The organism is Flavobacterium sp., assembly GCF_024642105.1.
In the GTDB taxonomy this organism is placed as follows: domain Bacteria; phylum Bacteroidota; class Bacteroidia; order Flavobacteriales; family Flavobacteriaceae; genus Flavobacterium.
The window spans coordinates 1-16,187 of the sequence record NZ_JAHEBT010000008.1 but is presented as its reverse complement, the minus strand read 5'-3'; the positions used below and the strand labels follow the sequence as shown (position 1 = coordinate 16,187).

The window sequence follows — 16,187 nt, the reverse complement described above, 5'->3', positions numbered from 1 at the left end:
TTATACTGAAAATCCCGTACCCGAATAGCGAGATTGGTTTCTAATTGTTTTGCTATTTCCGTTTGATACAAAGGTATTAAAACCATTCTTATCTATAGTAGTCGATTGCGTTGTAATTTTAGAGAAATGTTTAGCAATAATAGAGTCCATTTCTTGATATGTTAAACCGCTTTTACTAGTGAATGAATTAGACATTGAAATACCTTTCTCTCTCATCATTGTATTCAATTCATTATTCCATTGGTCGTGTGTAAATACTTGTGTTCCAGCAGGAGCATCAATTACTACATCTCTTCCGCTAAATTGTCTTACCTTACCATCAGGAGTTACAACCGTCTCTTTAAAGTTAGCTCCTTTGCCGTCATTAATTAAGGCTAGTCCTCCAGGATGGTTATCAGTACCTTCAAAATATTGAGGAATTTCCTGAGCCGCAACGACACCTAACTGAACTGCACCTAATGCAGCAATTGCCGCAGCCCAAGGCATACCTAATGTTAAAGGAGATAAAGCTATAGCTCCAATAATAGCTTGAGCAGTATCAATAGCAATATTAACCATAGATTGTTGTTTCTTGGCTTTAAATTCTCTTTCGGCTATTTGTTTTCTTCTTTTATCATAATCCTCTTGAACTTTAGCTTTGGCACTTTCACTATCTCCAGTAAATGTAAGAGCTACTTCTTTTTGCTTTTCTAAACGAGCATATTCTGCATTAAAATTTTCTTGAGAAGCATTTGATATAAAATTGTACATCTCTTGCGTAGCCTCCATTATTTGATTAGTATCTGCCATCCAAGACTCCTTAGTAAATGCAGAACCTTTTTGTATTCTCTTAAATAAAGAATTATCTCCTTCAAACATTTTTAAAAAAGTAGGAGATATAGATGAAGAAGAGAAAGTTTCAGCAAATGATATTGCTAATTGTCTCATAGCTTCATTAGCATTATCAGCTGGAGATTTAATATTATCTAAAGCGGCTGCTATAGCTTTATAATGCTCTTCAATTATTGCTCTTTCTTTAGGATCAGTTGCTTGAGCTAATTTTAGTTGTTTTTCAGCTTCAATTTTCAACTTAGTTTCTACCATATAAGTATTAAAAGCCTTTTGTCTATCATCAAAAGTTTGATGCTGTCCTTTTACAGCATCATCAATTATTAATTTATTAGCAGCAATTTCTTTATCTAAATAAGCAATTCTTAAATTTAAGTTTTGCTCATTCATTTTAGCATTGAAAGCAGCAATTCTTTTAGCTGACTCAGCATTTTGAGTTTCTTTTTTAGTATCAAGATTAGCTTGAGCAGTAGCTATTTCATTATTGACTCTATTATCAATTGCGGCAATATTTGATTTATGTAAAGCATAATCCTTAGATGTTTTTTGACTATTTTTTAATTGTAAATCATTTCTTTCTTTATCTTTATCTCCTCTTTCTTGCGCAATAATTTTTTCTTTTTCAAATTGTTTTACTAAAACATCATAAGTTTTATCTTGTAACTCTTGTTCTAAAGCTAATTTCTCTACTGAAGAAATCTTATACGCATTTAATTTATCAACTATTAATTGCTTTTCTTTTTCATATTCAGCAACTCGTAAGGCAGCTAAAGACTTTTGTTCAGTAAAGTCTAAAGTTAATCTCTCTCTTCTTATTTTAGTTTTCTTATTAGCTAAATCAGCTTCATTAGTTAATTCATCTAATATATTTTTATCATTTTGATTTTTAAGTTTTTCTAATAATTTTTTTCTTTCTTCTACTAATAAATCTCTATTTTCTTTAGTATAAGCTTTTTCACGTCTAATATATTCATCTCTAGCCTTTACTATATCTCCATTATATTTTTTTTGTAAAAATAAAAGAGCTTTTCCTTTATCTTCAGCTCTTAATGCTTCATATCTATCAAAAGAATCAATTTTTTTAATTATTTCATCATAATTCTTTTCGTATTCATTCACTAATTGAACACCAGTTTTTCTTTTTATATCTAATAATTCTTTATCAGACGCACCTCTTTTTCTAGCAATCTGAAGGTCTATTTCTCCCTCATATTCTATTTGTTTAATATTTTTAGTTAATTGGTCTTCTTTATCTTTTAACGATTTTGTTAATCTGTCTGTAGATTCTTTAGCACCATTAGTGTTAAAAATATATTCTAATAATTTACCGCCATAAACAGTTAATAAAGTAACACCAACGGAAAGAGCGGTTTGCCAACTGAAAAATGCGCTTATAAGAGATTGAGTAACAGATAACGTGGGTTTACCACTCGCTGCTAACTCTTCATTTTTTATTTTTAAATTATTAATTTCATCAGCTAATATAGGAATATTATTAGATAATGCCATAAACCCAGTATTCAAACTATTTGCAAACGCAGGAGCTTCACGAGTTAATTGATTAACTGAGTTAGCTAATCCATTCCATCCACTAGCATAATTACCTACATTTCTTCCATATTTACCAACAGCCCCGTCAATAGCCTTTAATTTGCTATCGAGTTCTTTAGCAGCGTTAGCAGCAGTCAAAAATTGCTTACTATTAGCTCCATATTGCGCTCCTAAATCTTGAGCTGATTTTACTGCTTTTTTATAAGCAGCATCAAGTCTTTGATAGTTATCAATTTGGTCACTAGTAGCTTTAAATTCCTCTCTTAGTTTTTGATTTTTTATAGTTTGATTTACGGAATCTTGAGTTACTTCTCTATTGTATGCCTTTTTAGCTTCTGATAATTTCTGAATTTGAGCTGCTTGCTTATCAATCTCAGCAGTAAGTGCTTTCATTTGAGCAACGAGTGCAGCATTTGCAGCAGCATTACCTTCAGCACCACTTGGAGTAGCTTTAGCCTTTCCTGCATTTTCATTTAATGCTGTAATTGCTGCATCTGCTAATTTTATCTCGTTAAGTAATCTATCAAGTTGCTCAAAGGCAACCTTACTTACTACTAAATCTATACTATTATCTGCCATAATCTTTTAATTTAAAAAGGGGATTGACGTATATTACATCAATCCCCGAGTGTTAATCCTTTAACATTACAAATGTAGTGATTATTTTAATTCTTTTGCGATAAAGTTTTAAGTTCTTTACATAATTCAATCCATTCAGAAACAGTTAATTCCTTAGGATTTAATTGAAACCCAAACTCCATTGCTTTAGACATAATTTTAAGCTGTAAATTAAGGCTTCTATGCTCTACAACTGCATCTGTCTTTAGTTCATCCTTAATTATTTTTATTTGTGTTATAATGCCTTTCAATTCCTCTCTAATGCGAAGTATTTCTTCAGCATCTCCAATAGCAGTATTAATAAGAGACATTTTAAATCCTAATCTATTCAATTTATTAATATAGGCAGCTCTAATATCCATTTGTGAATCAGGAAATCCTATCCACATTCTATCAAGCATCATATTAATTACCGTATATTTTGTTTGAAGATTGTCTATCTTCATCCACTTCTCTATCTTCTTATTAAAATCTCTATCATCAACTTCTATAAAATACTCATCTTGAAGTTGTTTTTCTAAGGAAATTAATTTTTCATTAATTATTTTAGGCTGCCTTCCATCATATCCAACTATAAAAAAATTATTATCTTTTGTAGCTAAATATCTATCCCAAGACCATAATATTAATTCTTTAATACTTTCGTAGTATTCAATTGTTTCTTTTCCGTTTTTATAAGGTACTCCCATTTCTATAAGTATTGTTTTATAAATGCCATTAATTCAGGATATATTATCTCGTAATTCAATCTATATTTATTTTCTTCAGTAAGCCCTATAAAATCTCCATACTTAGTAGTTAGTAAGTTTACCTTACTATCTGAGTTATTAATAACTACTTTATTAGCATTTCCTTGTGATAATAAACTAAAATTACTAAATAAACTTCCAGTATCATAAAAATTAAATGGGTCTCCAGCTGTTTTAGGATAACCTCTTCCACTTCCATTTAATGTATTTCTATATTTACCTAATAACGAACCATTTATATCAATTCCTTTGTTAAATAATTGATCTTCTCTATTTAGATTTAATATCTGCTCTTCCTTACTAACAATAATATCATCGACTTCATTCCCAAGTTGAGATTGAACTCGAATTAATCGTTCCATATAATCACTAACAGTGCCTGCCATAAATACAAAGATATAAAAAAAGACCGTAAGAATATTACGGTCTTTAGTTTATTAATCTATTTGATTAGTCTCCGATTACGGTAGCGATATTAGATTTGTAAAGCAATCCACTTCCAGCACTTAAAATAATTGGAGTGCTTAAAGTAGCATCCCAAGTACTTACAGTATATGTAGCAGCTTCAGCCGCTGGAATAGTAAGCGTATAAGTCTTAGCGTTAGAATCAGCTACAGCTCCAGAAATAGCAACTGCTACATTATTTTTCTTAACGATAAAATTAGATGCTAATAATCCATCAACAAAGTGAGATTTATCTAACAATAAAGCAGAAACCACTAATTCAGTTGCTCCAATAGCTAAAGGACTAGCGATTAGGTTAACATCATTAACACCTTCTAAGTCACTTTCAGCAGAGAAATCTAAAGTGTCTCCAGAAATCCAAGACTGTCTTTCCATTTCTGAAAAATCAGCTAACTGCAATTGCATTTTAACCTCAGCAGGATTATTTCCTTCTTTACCTTTATATTGTCCTACGAACAACATTTTTACTCCAAATCCTTTTACAACTCCAGCTTTATTTTGAGTGAAGATTTTATTACCTTCAATATCATAAAAAGCTACATTATAACGGTCTTTTGAGTTTAACATACGCAATGCTTTCCAATAGTTTACACCATTGTTATCAAACATTACATCATACTCATACGGCATCTCTCCAGTTACAGTTTTATAACCTGAACCATCAGCAGTATTGATATTTGGATCTACAGGAACTAAAGCAAAAGATTTGATACCTTGTAAGATAATCAAGTCTCCTTTTTGTTGTCCTTCTTTAATGTTAGCTAAGTTTTGCTCAGCAGTGTAAGCATAACCTCTTGGAGACAATTCAATTGTTGCTACTCTATTCCAGTCAAAAGTACAACCTTCCATACCAGTTCCTAACAAATCTCCTTGAGAACAAGCTACTACGTTTAATTGGTCTATTAATGCCATCTTTATTTAATGTATTTATTTATTTTTAATTCTTTAATTACTCTTTTGTCAGATAATAAAATTATATCTCCTATATGATAATGCTTATCTAAGGTAAATGATTTCAATATACTGAACTCTTGTTTAACTTCTAATTTAAAACTAGGATTAGGATCTCCCATTCCTACTATTGTATTTTCAGTTACTTCAAGTTTAATGTTAGAGCTTAGCTCTTCAACATTAGTTTTTCTTTTTTTACTCGCCATTACAGTTTGTTTGATTTAGTTTAAAATCATTCACAGACATTGTTATTTTAAAACAATGGTATGGTTGCATATCATCAGTAAATCGATAATCATATCCTTTGAAAACACTCTCTATACCAGTAGAAATTACAGTATCAATTCCTATATTTCCAATTGTAGATAAAATATTCATTACATCTAATCTAACCTCCTCATCTGCACGATGATTGATAGAACCCTTACACTCTTTTACATTTAAAATAAAATATAATTCTACTTCAGTATCAAAAGCTCTATTACTATTTTGTTTGTAATCTTTTTTATTTAAAAAAAAGAATTTATTATTATCAACGTGAATTAAAGAAACATAGTCATTAGCATTTACAAAATGCTCGATAGTTGTTTTTTTATCTCTTTTAATTTCATAACATCTTGGATAACCATCTAAAGTTACTCCCCATAAAGTAGTTAGCTTATTATACAATTTTACTTGTATTTTAGCTATTACTGCATCTAAGCCTATTGGGTTTATCTTTAAATTATTTGCCATTATAGTAATGTTGATACTAAAATTTGATTCGCTTTTTTAAATCCCATTCTCATCTTTTGAATTTCACTTCTGATAGTAGCAATTTCGCCAACTAATTGATTTTTTAATCCAACTACATTTACGATACTTCCAGCAGATGTTCCTTCTAATTCAATCATAATTTTTTCATACAATTGAGCAGAGTGAGCCTGGTTTGAATTACTTCTCAAAGATGATAAATACAATTGAATACAATTGATAATTGCATCTAATTGAATTGCTCTTGCAAATAACATTTTATTATTAATCACAAAATCAGTATAGTCATCATATACTGTAATATCAAAGTTAAGACCATTTGATTCGCCCATTCCTTGAATCTTTGTTAAATCAAATAACAAATCAGTATTATGCCCTAAAACTTTAATAGGATAAATCTCTAAATTAGTAGGATGACTCAATACATTACCTGCATTCCAATCTCTTTTAAATGGAGTAGTAAATGTAGTTGCTGTATTATATCCTAAATAGTATTCTCCCTTATAAGTAGAACCAGAGTTATCAATTGCCCAATCAAGAATTTCTTCTTGATGATCTGTAGTTATAGTAATTATCTTAGAGAATATAGCAGCTTTTTTAGCTGTATTCCAAAGAAATAATTCAATATCTCCTCCACCTTGAAAATCAAGTAAAACTCGATTAATTTTGAATGCAACATCATTATCTTTAGTTACTCTAATTCTATAACCTACAAACGCATCTTGTACAGTCTCTAAATGTTCTTTATTAGAAGCATTTTTGTAAAGTAAAGTTCTATCAATAAAATCAAATTCATTAAAAACTTGATTACATACATTTGAAATTGCAGATTTCTTTAAATCTTTAAGAAAAAGATTGAAATCAGTATTACTTATTTGCAAATAATCTTGATTATCTTTTATATACTCAATCTTTGCATACGGATTATCCGTTACAAAGTACCCTGAGCTACTTAATTGATTCGCACTATCTACAATAGCATAGTTAGGGTTGTAAGGTTGTTTAAACCCTACAACACCTAACAAAGCTGTTTGTATTTTATTGATATTAACCATTTATTATGCTACGATTGCAAACGCTTGAATAGTAGTTTCTCCAGCAGCAGTTAAAGGAGCTTTAACGAAAGCTAAATCTTGAGATACTTCATATTGAGTAACTACGTCTTGAGTATAACCATTATTAGCAGAATCATCAGCACCTACTTCATAAGTATGTACAGCATAAGACTCAGCATCAACTGGGTTTAACAAGCTAGAATAATTAGCAACAGTAGTTACAACACCTTCTCTATTTTGTTTTGGAATCCAAGGCAATGTAGCTACAGTTCCATCAGGAACTACAATCCAAAATCCTTTAGTGTAAGTTGCATCCAAAGCAACAGCTAAAGCACCTAATTCTACAGAGTGAACAAAAGTTACACCATTAAATTGGAAAGATAAATTAGTAGCATTAGAAACACCTTGAGCAGCTTGTTTTTCAAACTTAGCAAATGAAACTGAATCACAGAAAACTTTCATAGCGCCAACATATTTGTTAGCATCCATTGCAATTTTAGTAATTTGAATAGCTGTATCTTGATTAGCTTCTCCAATTTCAAAAGTATCATTTGTAGCATCAAAAGTTCCATAAGCTGTAGCAGCAGAAACTCCTGAACGGTTGTTAAACAAGTAAGCTGTAGCAGCAGTTTCATAACCTTCCATAAAGTTAGCAACTACATTAGAAATTTCTTGAAACATTTGCTCATCAGCATTATACAAAGATTTGTCAGCTTGTTTCAAAGACATATTAAATTTGTCTGTATAGCTTGCCCAAGTTGGAGTAAGAATTGCAGTATCTCCTTTAACACCAGTATGGTTATGAGTTCTTGCACTTCCTAATGCACGAGATGAACGAGCAGCGAAGTTAGTTTCAACAGTTCTATCTTCTCTTAATCTCAATTCAGAGTAATTAGGGAACATAACTGGAGACATTGCTTTAAGAGCTAAATAAGTAGCTGGGTATCTGAATCTTAATTCAGATGATTGAAAAGCACCAAGCAGTCTAGCTTGAGCCTTAACCAAATTTGAAGAGGCACGATTCGCCATAATTTTGTAATTTTAAAAAGTTAATTATATTTTTTACTATTTTTTGTTGTCATACCGACTAATTTCTTTGTAGCATACCGCCATTGTCAGCAAATATACAAAAATAATTAATGCAAAATAAAAAACCTACAAAAATAGATTTTGTAGGTTAATCAAAAAAAATGTTATAGAAAGAATGGAAATACAAATATAATAAAAAAAAAGCCTCACAATTATGTAAGGCTTTAAGATTATTTCTTTTTCTTTTTTGCTTCACGAGCAATAGACAGGGCGATTGCTACACTTTGACGTTGGCTTTTTCCGTGTTTCATCTCAGTTTTGATATTTTTTGAGATGCTTTTTTGCGAGTAACCTTTGATTAGACCCATAACTTAGACAGATGGTACTTTTCTGTACCTTTTTTTAGTTTGAAATTTAGACAAATATTTTTTGTTTTCATATCTAGTTAATGCAGTTCTTCCATTATGAGCAGCCTCTTGTCTTACAAGTGCTATAGCTTCTTTACTAAAGAATAAAGATAGTAAAAATTCTAATATCTTTTTCATATTACAATTTTAAAGTTCCATTAGCAATTCTTTTTGCCATCTCTTCATTTTGTTGAGAGGCATTCCATCCTTGTTTTTCAGCTTCTTTCATAAATGCTTCTAAACTTCCAGTTTTAGCTCCTCCTGGTTCATCTTTTTTACCACTTCCACCTGTAGCAGTTGGTAAATATGGAGTAACAAACTCAGTAACCCATTCTTTAACCGATACTGGAGATAATGTACTATCATTTTTGATCACATTACCCATTGCATCTTTAATAACTACTCTTCCATCTTCTTTTTCAAAGCTAAATCCTTTTTCTTTAGCTTCTACAAAAATAGTTGATTTAGAAACTAATGTATTGTCAGGAACATACTTAGTAAATTCATTCTTAATTTCAGCTAAAGAGTTTTGTCTTTCAATATTTGTTTTAAAAGTAGTAAACTCATTCTCTTTTTCAACTAAATTACTTTGTAACTTCTCAAAATCAGACTTTAAGTTCTTATACTTTTCTTCAGGCTCAATTTTACTATCAGTCTCTACTTTAACTTTAATTGCATTAACCAAATTCTCAATAGTCTTACCTTGAAATTCTAATCCAAGTGCATTTCTTTGCTCTTTAACTGCAATTTCAATAGCTGCTGTAGCTGCTTCTTTTTTCAAATTAGAGATACGCTCTTCATACGTTTCTTTTGGTAGGATAATTCTTTCAGATAAATCAATTGTATGAGATTCTTCTGAAGTAATCATTTCTGATAGTTTACCAGGCTCTAATCCTAAACTTGTTTCAATTTCATTTAAATTTTCTACTGCCATTTCCTTATTGTTTTAAAAGTTCTAGTTCTTGAGTTAATTTATTGATACCCCACATTGGTTTAGCTTTTTTTCCTGATTTTTTCTCATAAATTTTAGCTAACTCATCTCTTGTCTTAGGAAGTGATTCTTGTTCGATAGATTTTGTAGTATCTTTGATAGTTGGAAGCACGATTTCTTCTGTTATAATCTCTTCATCTTTTACTTCAACATATTCTACATACTCTTTTACCATTTTAAAAGGTTTTTTCTCTAAGTATAACTTAGTAGCTCTTTCATCTTTCTCGTAGTATAAACCATTCATTTGTGAATGCGCATTTACTTGATTTGCATATTCGGTTTGAACAACGTGTAAGTCTCTTTCCAATCCAAGACGTACTGCTAAATCAAATCCACTACCTGAACGTGCTAATTTGTGCAGTTTGTAAACTGCCATTTGTGTTTCAATCATTTCTTTTGTTTTTAGTTATTAAATAAATCTGTTATAACACCTACTAAGCAGTAGGTGTTGATATAGGTTTCTTATTTATCTCGAACCAAGCATTAAACTCAGTATTCAATTCTTCTTCTGATTTGTAGTAATCAGTAACGGTCTTCCACCATTTATTAAATAATACTTTTCTTTGCGCTTCTTCTTGTCCAAAGATAGCAATAACATCTGTTAAATTCAAATGCAAGTATGGCTCTAATTTCGCTTTCAATAAATTGATATGCAAATCAATAGGATTATTTCTATATTTAGCTCCTAAATACTCTCCAAATAATTTATCAAGCACTACGCTATTATCTTGTAACTTCACTGCATTTTCATAACGCTCTAACAAAGTATCATAACTTTCAATAATATATCTACGACCTAAATTGATAGTAATTCTACTTTCATTTTTATCTTTAGTTGTATCGTAAAAATTCAATATCCATTCTGAAATTTTCCACTCAATATACTCCACAAAGTCAGCATACATATTTAGTTTATTCTCCATTGGCTGTTTATCAAACATTACCTCAGTAGCTGTTTTAATACTTCCAGTGTTTTTACTTACTCCGTAGAATGTTCCCCAGTGCGTTTTATAGATACTTTCTTCTAATTTTCCAAGCTCTTCATTGTACTGTTTCCAAACATCTAAGTCTGGAGATATAAACCCAGCGATATTAGGCGCAATAATTGGAGCATCTGTACTATCAGGAACTGGTAACTCAACAACATCTGTAACATCATTCTTTGATACCATCTTACCGTGACCGTTACAAACTGAACAGCTTCCTTCAGCACTTTTTCCTGTTCCAGCACATTCGCCACAGTACTGAACATACTTCCAAAATATAGGATTTCCCTTATAAATTTTATATAATGTCAAAAATGATTGATCTCTAGCATATTCTTTTGCTGCATCAATTATTCCGTCAATAGCTGATAACTTCTCCTCTTCTCCTGGTATTTGAATATTAGAACAGATTAAAGCTGGAGTTTGACCGAATGGATGCTCAAATGACAATTCAGGAATAAGTACAAAGTCCATTCCAATCTGCTCAAATACTTTATCATTTAAATCATCAACAATTCTCCAAAATGTTCTTCCATCTTTAGTCTTTGGTTCAAATATCACAAACTCCACTAATTGACCATTAGATTCGTAGTATCTAATCTTCTCGATAGACTTATAAGTTGGATAAATGTCAACAGTGGGAGTTGTGGTATATTCTAAAAATATCAATCCATTAGGATCAGTATTCATTAATTTTATCGCATTTTTCTGTACCCATTCCGAGAGTGGTTTATTATCTCTAATGCTTGCAATCTTTTTTATGAACTCAGTTTTAATACTTTCATTTAAAATATCATAGTCTTTAACTCCACCAGTAGCATAGTAAATATTATCAATAGGTTGAAACAATCTCTCAAATAAATCTTTAATACTTCGACTATACTTTTCTCTAGCCAAGGCTTTTTTATCGCTTTCAATCCCATCAATCTTACAGATAAGTTCTTCGATAAAGTCATCTCCATTTACTAATGCCTTTAACTCATCAGAGCTTTCACGCATTTCAAGGAACTCTTCGTTTATTTTTAGATTGGCTTTGATAGCATCAATCGCTTCTTGGTCAGTGTTGAAAATCATTTTTCTATGTTTAAAGCTACAAATTTACTAAAAAATATTAACATAATTACGATATTCGTCATTATGAAAATTTATATAGGTTACCACCTAATCATTACCTTAGGTCTTCCTTTCAATTCAAAATAGAATCGCATCGCTAAAGCATCAGCAAAATCAGGAGACCTTCCTAATCTTTCTCTTACTTTACTCTTAGGCTCTAATGTATATTTACCATCATCAAGCATTGGATTTTTATTTATTTGCTCCAGCTCTTCAATCACTTGCTTTCTAAAAGAAGTGTCTTGAATAAATACCTTTGAGTCTTTAACTTGTTGTGCGAAAAATTCGTACACCTGAGCTTTTAAATTCTTGAAGTTCTCTTTCTTTCCTAATATTCGAACTGGAACCCCATTATTATGAAATCCTACAGCTCCTACTAAATTACCACTCTTAGAAGAGTTTCTTGTAAAGGTTTGCAGTCCATCAGCATCATAAATCACATTTTTAAGCGGTACTCGGTATTGAATCCTCAAATCATTTATCTTCTTACTAACCATTGTATCGTCAATTTTATCAATAGCAATAATCTTAACAACTACAAATCCAGCCCATACCATAATCACAAATTTATCTGCTCCAGTATAAGCAATATCTGCTGTGATATATCTATCCTCTGTAGGCTTAACAAACTCATTGGTATATAATCCTAAAATATCTTGATAATCAAATAACGCATACGGGTTATCATCAAACTCCCAATTCCCATACACCAAACGTTGAATTTCATTTGGTGATAAGATATTAATCAAATTGGGAATGTATTCTTTCGGCAATGTCTTATTATCACTTGGTAATGCTTGAATAAACTTTCTGTAAAATGGAAGTGTATTCTCCAAGTTTAACTTGTAGTAATCCTTGTATAAATAATTCTTAGAAGGGTTACACGTTTGAAGTAATTTCGGAGCTAAGTTATATTCTTTATTCTTCCAACGACCAATAGAAGCCTGTAAGTTATTCTTACACTCTAACTCAAACTCTCCAGCTTCTTCAATCCAACCTCTTGTCATCTGCATCGAACCAAAACGCATATAGTTCGGATCTGACGGTTGGTACTTAGCATCTAATAAAAATATTTTAGATCCATTATGAAAATGGAAGTAGTTGTCCTGACCGTTGTACTTGTAGTACTCTTTCCCTATTCCCCAAATATCTAATATCTCGTGAACTGATGGAATTGTAAACTTTCTTAAGTCAGTCAGTGTCTTTCTAGCAATGAAGTAATGAGTCCCTGGGTACATAAGTGCATCGGCACAAATGAGTGAACACCCCAAGAAACTCTTTCCGCTTCCTTTTGAGCCTCCGTAGGCAATGTCAATCGTAGTATCATCTATCCAATACTTAACAGCTTGAAGCTGCTTAACATTACCACGAACATTTAAACTTATTTGTTTATTCTTCATTCAGAATTTTCATTCCTACAATTGGCACAGCTTGAAGTTTATCTCCTCCTGAAGTTACATCTAACTTATCGCCATATTTAGTAGGGTTCAATTTACCTAACATCCATTTACGAGTATCAATCTGTAGTCTTGAGCGATTGATAACATTATGATTAATTACTTGTTCGCCACGTTCATTAATTTCCATATCTGCTGACTGCTTATCAGCAATTTCCAATAACTCTTCAAAGATATTATCAGCTCTCTTCTTAGTAGCAGCTTTATAACGCTCCTGTAATTCCTCAGATGCTTCTAACCAAGTATAAAATGTTTTATTACCAACAGTATCAGGTCGTCTTAAAATAGAACGAATAGAACCACCTTCTTCTATTAAATCAATTATTAAATCAATTTTCTCTTTCTTCTCTAATTCAGAATAAACCATAATTATAATATTGTTACTGCTACAAATATACTCTTTTTTTTAATACAAAATAAATAAATATATAAAGTACACATTTACTACATTGAAAGTGGATTTTAGGGGACACCCCCCTAAAAAATATAAAAAGCAAGGGGGGTGTCCCTAAAAAACGCAAATTGTCAACGTAATGCGTACTGTCTAAAAAGCTAAAGTACTGAAAATAAATAGAATAGCTTTTTTAGTGTATTTTATAACTAAAGTTGGAAAAGATAAAAAGAAGTAGTCATCATTGATTTTGGTCTTGAAGAACATATTTTTAACCTAAAATGCGTTGCAAAAAGTGTTAATGAAACATTAATGTGTACTGAACTATTTTTAAAATGTAGGAAAAATCTTCCTACAAATATTGATTTGATTTCAGTTAATTAAGTAAACTTAACTAACTGCTGTTAATAAAGTGTTAATAACTTAATAGTATTTTAGTGGTAAAAATTTTTATAGGGGGTCATAAGCCCCTCTCCTCTCAAATCTCGATGGGGTAGGGGGTACTAATTTAACCTTTAAAAAGGCAATTGGCTGCTACTTTTATACCTTATCGGGGTTAATTTGTTCGGGTTCTTACAAAATTATACCTTATCGGGGCTATCGCTTCAAAGGTAAATTCTTACAAAATTTACCCGCTTCAAAGGAAAGAGGGCAAAGGTTACCCGCTTCAGAGGTGTTCGCTTCAGGGTAAAACCTTACAAAATGCAACCCTTTTAAGGGTAAAACCTTATAAAATGTAACCTTTTAAAGGTTTTCGCTTCAAAATTGTAATTAAGGGCGCGCGTACATTTTGGTTTTTGTCGTTGTATGTTTTTGTCAACCCTTACCACATTTAAACCCTACTAAAAGCCTTGCACCGCCTGACTTTGCTACGATTGCGCATAAAAAAACCACGCTGTTAACGTGGTTTAAAGTTGTCCTATTTTGTTGTTAATTTTATAAGTTGTTCTCCTATTATAAATTAAACTTCGTTTAAATTGTTATCAATTTCAAATTGTTTGAGGTATATTTTCTTTGCTAAGATTAAATTCTCTTGCGTTTCCGCCCTTAATTCCTCCCTTAATCGTTGGTATTTTTGTTGTATTGTTTCCATTTGTGTTAGCTTTTTTAGCTAACATACAATGTATGTTAACTATTTTAGTTTTTATAATTACTTTTATACCTATCCGCCCCTTTCGTGGTGCATTATTCTCAACTACAAAGTTAATGTTTAATTTGATTAATATACTTATAAGTTCATCATATATATCAATAACAGTCAATTTGTCGGGGACTTTATATACTGGTTGTATTTCCGTTTGTCCGTTACTTATATCAATAACTAAATTATAAGCATATTTGTTTACATTATTTAAACGGTTAAGTTTCTTAAGTATTACTTTACTATTAACTGAGTTCATACATAAAAGTGTTTATCAATTATAAAAGTATGTGAGTTTATAAACTCTTTAAACTCTTTAAATAATAAACTCTTTGGCTCTGTATGTTCTTTATAGAACCACCCTTGAGTATTAGACCAGCTAAATCCAAAACTATCTTTAAAAGTGACTGTAAATACTTTTGGGCTTACCTCGTTATATGTGTGAGAGTTACAATTGAAATTATCAATATATTTATTAATACTATCTTTATCAATTGTTAATCCAAATCTAATTTTTAACGCTTCAATAAAATACTTTTTACTTACTAACTTAGTATTTTTTATAGGGTTTTTTACTTGCATAATCTTTTGCCTTTTTTTAATATATAGTTGCTTTCTAATTTTGTTAAATTGTGGTACTCTCGCCAATTGTCAACGCTTATAAAATTATTAACATAATCGAGATATAATCGTATTATTCTTTCTTTATTCATATATTATTAATTTGTTTTTCGATTTCAAGAATAATTTTTAACGTTTTAAATTTTGTTTTTAGCATATTAGCTTTTGCAATTGGATTATCTATGTTTGAAATTTCAATATCTAAAATATTATTAAGGTCTAAAAATTCTTTTTTAGAATCTTGCAATTTGCCAAACTGTTTTAAGGTTAACTCCATACGCTTCAAATTTATACTTTCAAGTTCTTTAACTTTCTCTTTAAAACTTGCTAAAGTTTCAAATTCACTAGATTGTTTTAATAGCCAAATTGATTCGTCTATATTGCTGTGAATATCTTTTAATTTCATAATTAATTAATATCTATTAAATTTCCGTTCCACTCTTTACCATTCAAATACCAAACAAAGTTTTTTCGGCTTGTGTTTTATCCGTTATTAGTTTATTTTCTACCTTTGTACAAAGTATTTTTTCTGGTTCTTGCGGGTTTGTTTGTCCCCAGATGATGTATTCCATTTTTTATAAATTTTTAGTTAATGTAAAAGTCTGAGTAAAAACCGATATTTTCATAAACGTATAAATTAAAACTTTCTTGATATTCTGAGTCTTTAAACAAATACGTTAACAAAGCCCCGATAGCCGTTTCTTTTTCGTCTTTGTAGTCAATGTACCACTCGTCAAAGTTATTGGCTGTAAACGAGTAAAAGCCGTCATAATAACTATAATTTTCTTTCAAAAACGTATTAAAATCATTTTTATCTAAATTTTCTAATAATTTGACTTTGTCAAATTCCACCGTTAATTCAATATTGTCAGTGTCAAAATTGTAGTATCTAGGGCTATATAATTCACCCGCCTTAATTGTTACGAAATTTTCGTCAATTTCGTACATTGAAAATTCAGCAGCAAGTTCTTGAATTTTGGTTTTGTATTTGTTATAGTCGAAATTATCCCAAAATTGTTCGGAGTTATATTTTGAAAAATCGTTTTCAAAATCGTCATCTATATTATAAGAGTCGAAAACA

General features: G+C 30.6%; 19 protein-coding genes. All 19 read right to left on the bottom strand.

Features of this window, described 5'->3' with window-relative positions; genetic code table 11:
* Complete coding sequence (locus tag Q0L65_RS03020) at window positions 1-2,958, bottom strand: hypothetical protein (protein ID WP_296683319.1); 2,958 nt, start codon at window positions 2,956-2,958, stop codon at window positions 1-3.
* 86 nt (window positions 2,959-3,044) lie between these two features.
* Window positions 3,045-3,686, bottom strand: a complete 642-nt coding sequence (locus Q0L65_RS03015) for a hypothetical protein (RefSeq protein WP_296683317.1) — start codon at window positions 3,684-3,686, stop codon at window positions 3,045-3,047.
* A 2-nt stretch (window positions 3,687-3,688) separates the two neighbouring features.
* Complete coding sequence (locus tag Q0L65_RS03010) at window positions 3,689-4,132, bottom strand: hypothetical protein (protein WP_296683314.1); 444 nt, start codon at window positions 4,130-4,132, stop codon at window positions 3,689-3,691.
* A 64-nt stretch (window positions 4,133-4,196) separates the two neighbouring features.
* Window positions 4,197-5,123: a hypothetical protein gene (locus tag Q0L65_RS03005; protein ID WP_296683312.1), complete on the bottom strand. Its 927-nt coding sequence runs from the start codon at window positions 5,121-5,123 to the stop codon at window positions 4,197-4,199.
* 2 nt (window positions 5,124-5,125) lie between these two features.
* On the bottom strand, window positions 5,126-5,368 hold the full coding sequence (locus tag Q0L65_RS03000; RefSeq protein WP_296683310.1) for a hypothetical protein: 243 nt from the start codon (window positions 5,366-5,368) through the stop codon (window positions 5,126-5,128).
* Entirely contained in the window at window positions 5,358-5,897 is a 540-nt protein-coding gene (locus Q0L65_RS02995; RefSeq protein ID WP_296683307.1) for a hypothetical protein, read from the bottom strand. The genes Q0L65_RS03000 and Q0L65_RS02995 overlap by 11 nt, the downstream gene beginning before the upstream one ends.
* Window positions 5,897-6,970, bottom strand: coding sequence for a hypothetical protein (locus tag Q0L65_RS02990; protein ID WP_296683305.1), 1,074 nt, complete (start codon window positions 6,968-6,970; stop codon window positions 5,897-5,899). Before Q0L65_RS02990 ends, Q0L65_RS02995 begins: the two co-directional genes overlap by 1 nt.
* A 3-nt stretch (window positions 6,971-6,973) precedes the next feature.
* Complete coding sequence (locus tag Q0L65_RS02985) at window positions 6,974-7,999, bottom strand: hypothetical protein (RefSeq protein ID WP_296683302.1); 1,026 nt, start codon at window positions 7,997-7,999, stop codon at window positions 6,974-6,976.
* 371 nt (window positions 8,000-8,370) lie between these two features.
* Entirely contained in the window at window positions 8,371-8,544 is a 174-nt protein-coding gene (locus tag Q0L65_RS02980; protein WP_296683300.1) for a hypothetical protein, read from the bottom strand.
* Between the two features lies 1 nt (window position 8,545).
* Window positions 8,546-9,340 (bottom strand): hypothetical protein, encoded by a 795-nt coding sequence (locus tag Q0L65_RS02975; RefSeq protein WP_296683298.1) that lies wholly within the window; start codon window positions 9,338-9,340, stop codon window positions 8,546-8,548.
* A gap of 4 nt (window positions 9,341-9,344) precedes the next feature.
* Window positions 9,345-9,788, bottom strand: a complete 444-nt coding sequence (locus Q0L65_RS02970) for a hypothetical protein (RefSeq protein ID WP_296683297.1) — start codon at window positions 9,786-9,788, stop codon at window positions 9,345-9,347.
* Window positions 9,789-9,831: 43 nt separating this feature from the next.
* Entirely contained in the window at window positions 9,832-11,457 is a 1,626-nt protein-coding gene (locus Q0L65_RS02965; RefSeq protein ID WP_296683294.1) for a hypothetical protein, read from the bottom strand.
* 80 nt (window positions 11,458-11,537) lie between these two features.
* Complete coding sequence (locus tag Q0L65_RS02960) at window positions 11,538-12,896, bottom strand: terminase family protein (protein WP_296683292.1); 1,359 nt, start codon at window positions 12,894-12,896, stop codon at window positions 11,538-11,540.
* Window positions 12,886-13,320 carry a hypothetical protein gene (locus Q0L65_RS02955; RefSeq protein ID WP_296683289.1) on the bottom strand — a complete coding sequence of 145 codons (435 nt, stop codon included), beginning with the start codon at window positions 13,318-13,320 and terminating at the stop codon, window positions 12,886-12,888. Before Q0L65_RS02955 ends, Q0L65_RS02960 begins: the two co-directional genes overlap by 11 nt.
* A 1,013-nt stretch (window positions 13,321-14,333) precedes the next feature.
* A complete protein-coding gene (locus Q0L65_RS02950) occupies window positions 14,334-14,744 on the bottom strand; it encodes a hypothetical protein (RefSeq protein ID WP_296683287.1) in 411 nt (136 codons plus the stop codon).
* The gene (locus Q0L65_RS02945) at window positions 14,741-15,067 is read right to left on the bottom strand and encodes a hypothetical protein (protein ID WP_296683285.1); all 327 of its coding nucleotides are present in this window, start codon (window positions 15,065-15,067) and stop codon (window positions 14,741-14,743) included. The genes Q0L65_RS02950 and Q0L65_RS02945 overlap by 4 nt, the downstream gene beginning before the upstream one ends.
* Before the next feature lie 127 nt (window positions 15,068-15,194).
* Window positions 15,195-15,512 carry a hypothetical protein gene (locus Q0L65_RS02940; RefSeq protein ID WP_296683282.1) on the bottom strand — a complete coding sequence of 106 codons (318 nt, stop codon included), beginning with the start codon at window positions 15,510-15,512 and terminating at the stop codon, window positions 15,195-15,197.
* Window positions 15,513-15,555: 43 nt separating this feature from the next.
* On the bottom strand, window positions 15,556-15,678 hold the full coding sequence (locus Q0L65_RS02935) for a hypothetical protein (RefSeq protein WP_296683281.1): 123 nt from the start codon (window positions 15,676-15,678) through the stop codon (window positions 15,556-15,558).
* A gap of 13 nt (window positions 15,679-15,691) precedes the next feature.
* A partial coding sequence (locus Q0L65_RS02930) for a hypothetical protein (protein WP_296683278.1) occupies window positions 15,692-16,187 on the bottom strand: 496 nt, incomplete at its 5' end.

What these genes read in the sequence shown, in the direction of transcription:
- Q0L65_RS03020 (WP_296683319.1), bottom strand. Translation starts at nt 2,958, where the DNA reads ATGGCAGATAATAGTATAGATTTAGTAGTAAGTAAGGTTGCCTTTGAG.
- Q0L65_RS03015 (WP_296683317.1), bottom strand. Translation starts at nt 3,686, where the DNA reads ATGGGAGTACCTTATAAAAACGGAAAAGAAACAATTGAATACTACGAA.
- Q0L65_RS03010 (WP_296683314.1), bottom strand. Translation starts at nt 4,132, where the DNA reads ATGGCAGGCACTGTTAGTGATTATATGGAACGATTAATTCGAGTTCAA.
- Q0L65_RS03005 (WP_296683312.1), bottom strand. Translation starts at nt 5,123, where the DNA reads ATGGCATTAATAGACCAATTAAACGTAGTAGCTTGTTCTCAAGGAGAT.
- Q0L65_RS03000 (WP_296683310.1), bottom strand. Translation starts at nt 5,368, where the DNA reads ATGGCGAGTAAAAAAAGAAAAACTAATGTTGAAGAGCTAAGCTCTAAC.
- Q0L65_RS02995 (WP_296683307.1), bottom strand. Translation starts at nt 5,897, where the DNA reads ATGGCAAATAATTTAAAGATAAACCCAATAGGCTTAGATGCAGTAATA.
- Q0L65_RS02990 (WP_296683305.1), bottom strand. Translation starts at nt 6,970, where the DNA reads ATGGTTAATATCAATAAAATACAAACAGCTTTGTTAGGTGTTGTAGGG.
- Q0L65_RS02985 (WP_296683302.1), bottom strand. Translation starts at nt 7,999, where the DNA reads ATGGCGAATCGTGCCTCTTCAAATTTGGTTAAGGCTCAAGCTAGACTG.
- Q0L65_RS02980 (WP_296683300.1), bottom strand. Translation starts at nt 8,544, where the DNA reads ATGAAAAAGATATTAGAATTTTTACTATCTTTATTCTTTAGTAAAGAA.
- Q0L65_RS02975 (WP_296683298.1), bottom strand. Translation starts at nt 9,340, where the DNA reads ATGGCAGTAGAAAATTTAAATGAAATTGAAACAAGTTTAGGATTAGAG.
- Q0L65_RS02970 (WP_296683297.1), bottom strand. Translation starts at nt 9,788, where the DNA reads ATGATTGAAACACAAATGGCAGTTTACAAACTGCACAAATTAGCACGT.
- Q0L65_RS02965 (WP_296683294.1), bottom strand. Translation starts at nt 11,457, where the DNA reads ATGATTTTCAACACTGACCAAGAAGCGATTGATGCTATCAAAGCCAAT.
- Q0L65_RS02960 (WP_296683292.1), bottom strand. Translation starts at nt 12,896, where the DNA reads ATGAAGAATAAACAAATAAGTTTAAATGTTCGTGGTAATGTTAAGCAG.
- Q0L65_RS02955 (WP_296683289.1), bottom strand. Translation starts at nt 13,320, where the DNA reads ATGGTTTATTCTGAATTAGAGAAGAAAGAGAAAATTGATTTAATAATT.
- Q0L65_RS02950 (WP_296683287.1), bottom strand. Translation starts at nt 14,744, where the DNA reads ATGAACTCAGTTAATAGTAAAGTAATACTTAAGAAACTTAACCGTTTA.
- Q0L65_RS02945 (WP_296683285.1), bottom strand. Translation starts at nt 15,067, where the DNA reads ATGCAAGTAAAAAACCCTATAAAAAATACTAAGTTAGTAAGTAAAAAG.
- Q0L65_RS02940 (WP_296683282.1), bottom strand. Translation starts at nt 15,512, where the DNA reads ATGAAATTAAAAGATATTCACAGCAATATAGACGAATCAATTTGGCTA.
- Q0L65_RS02935 (WP_296683281.1), bottom strand. Translation starts at nt 15,678, where the DNA reads ATGGAATACATCATCTGGGGACAAACAAACCCGCAAGAACCAGAAAAA.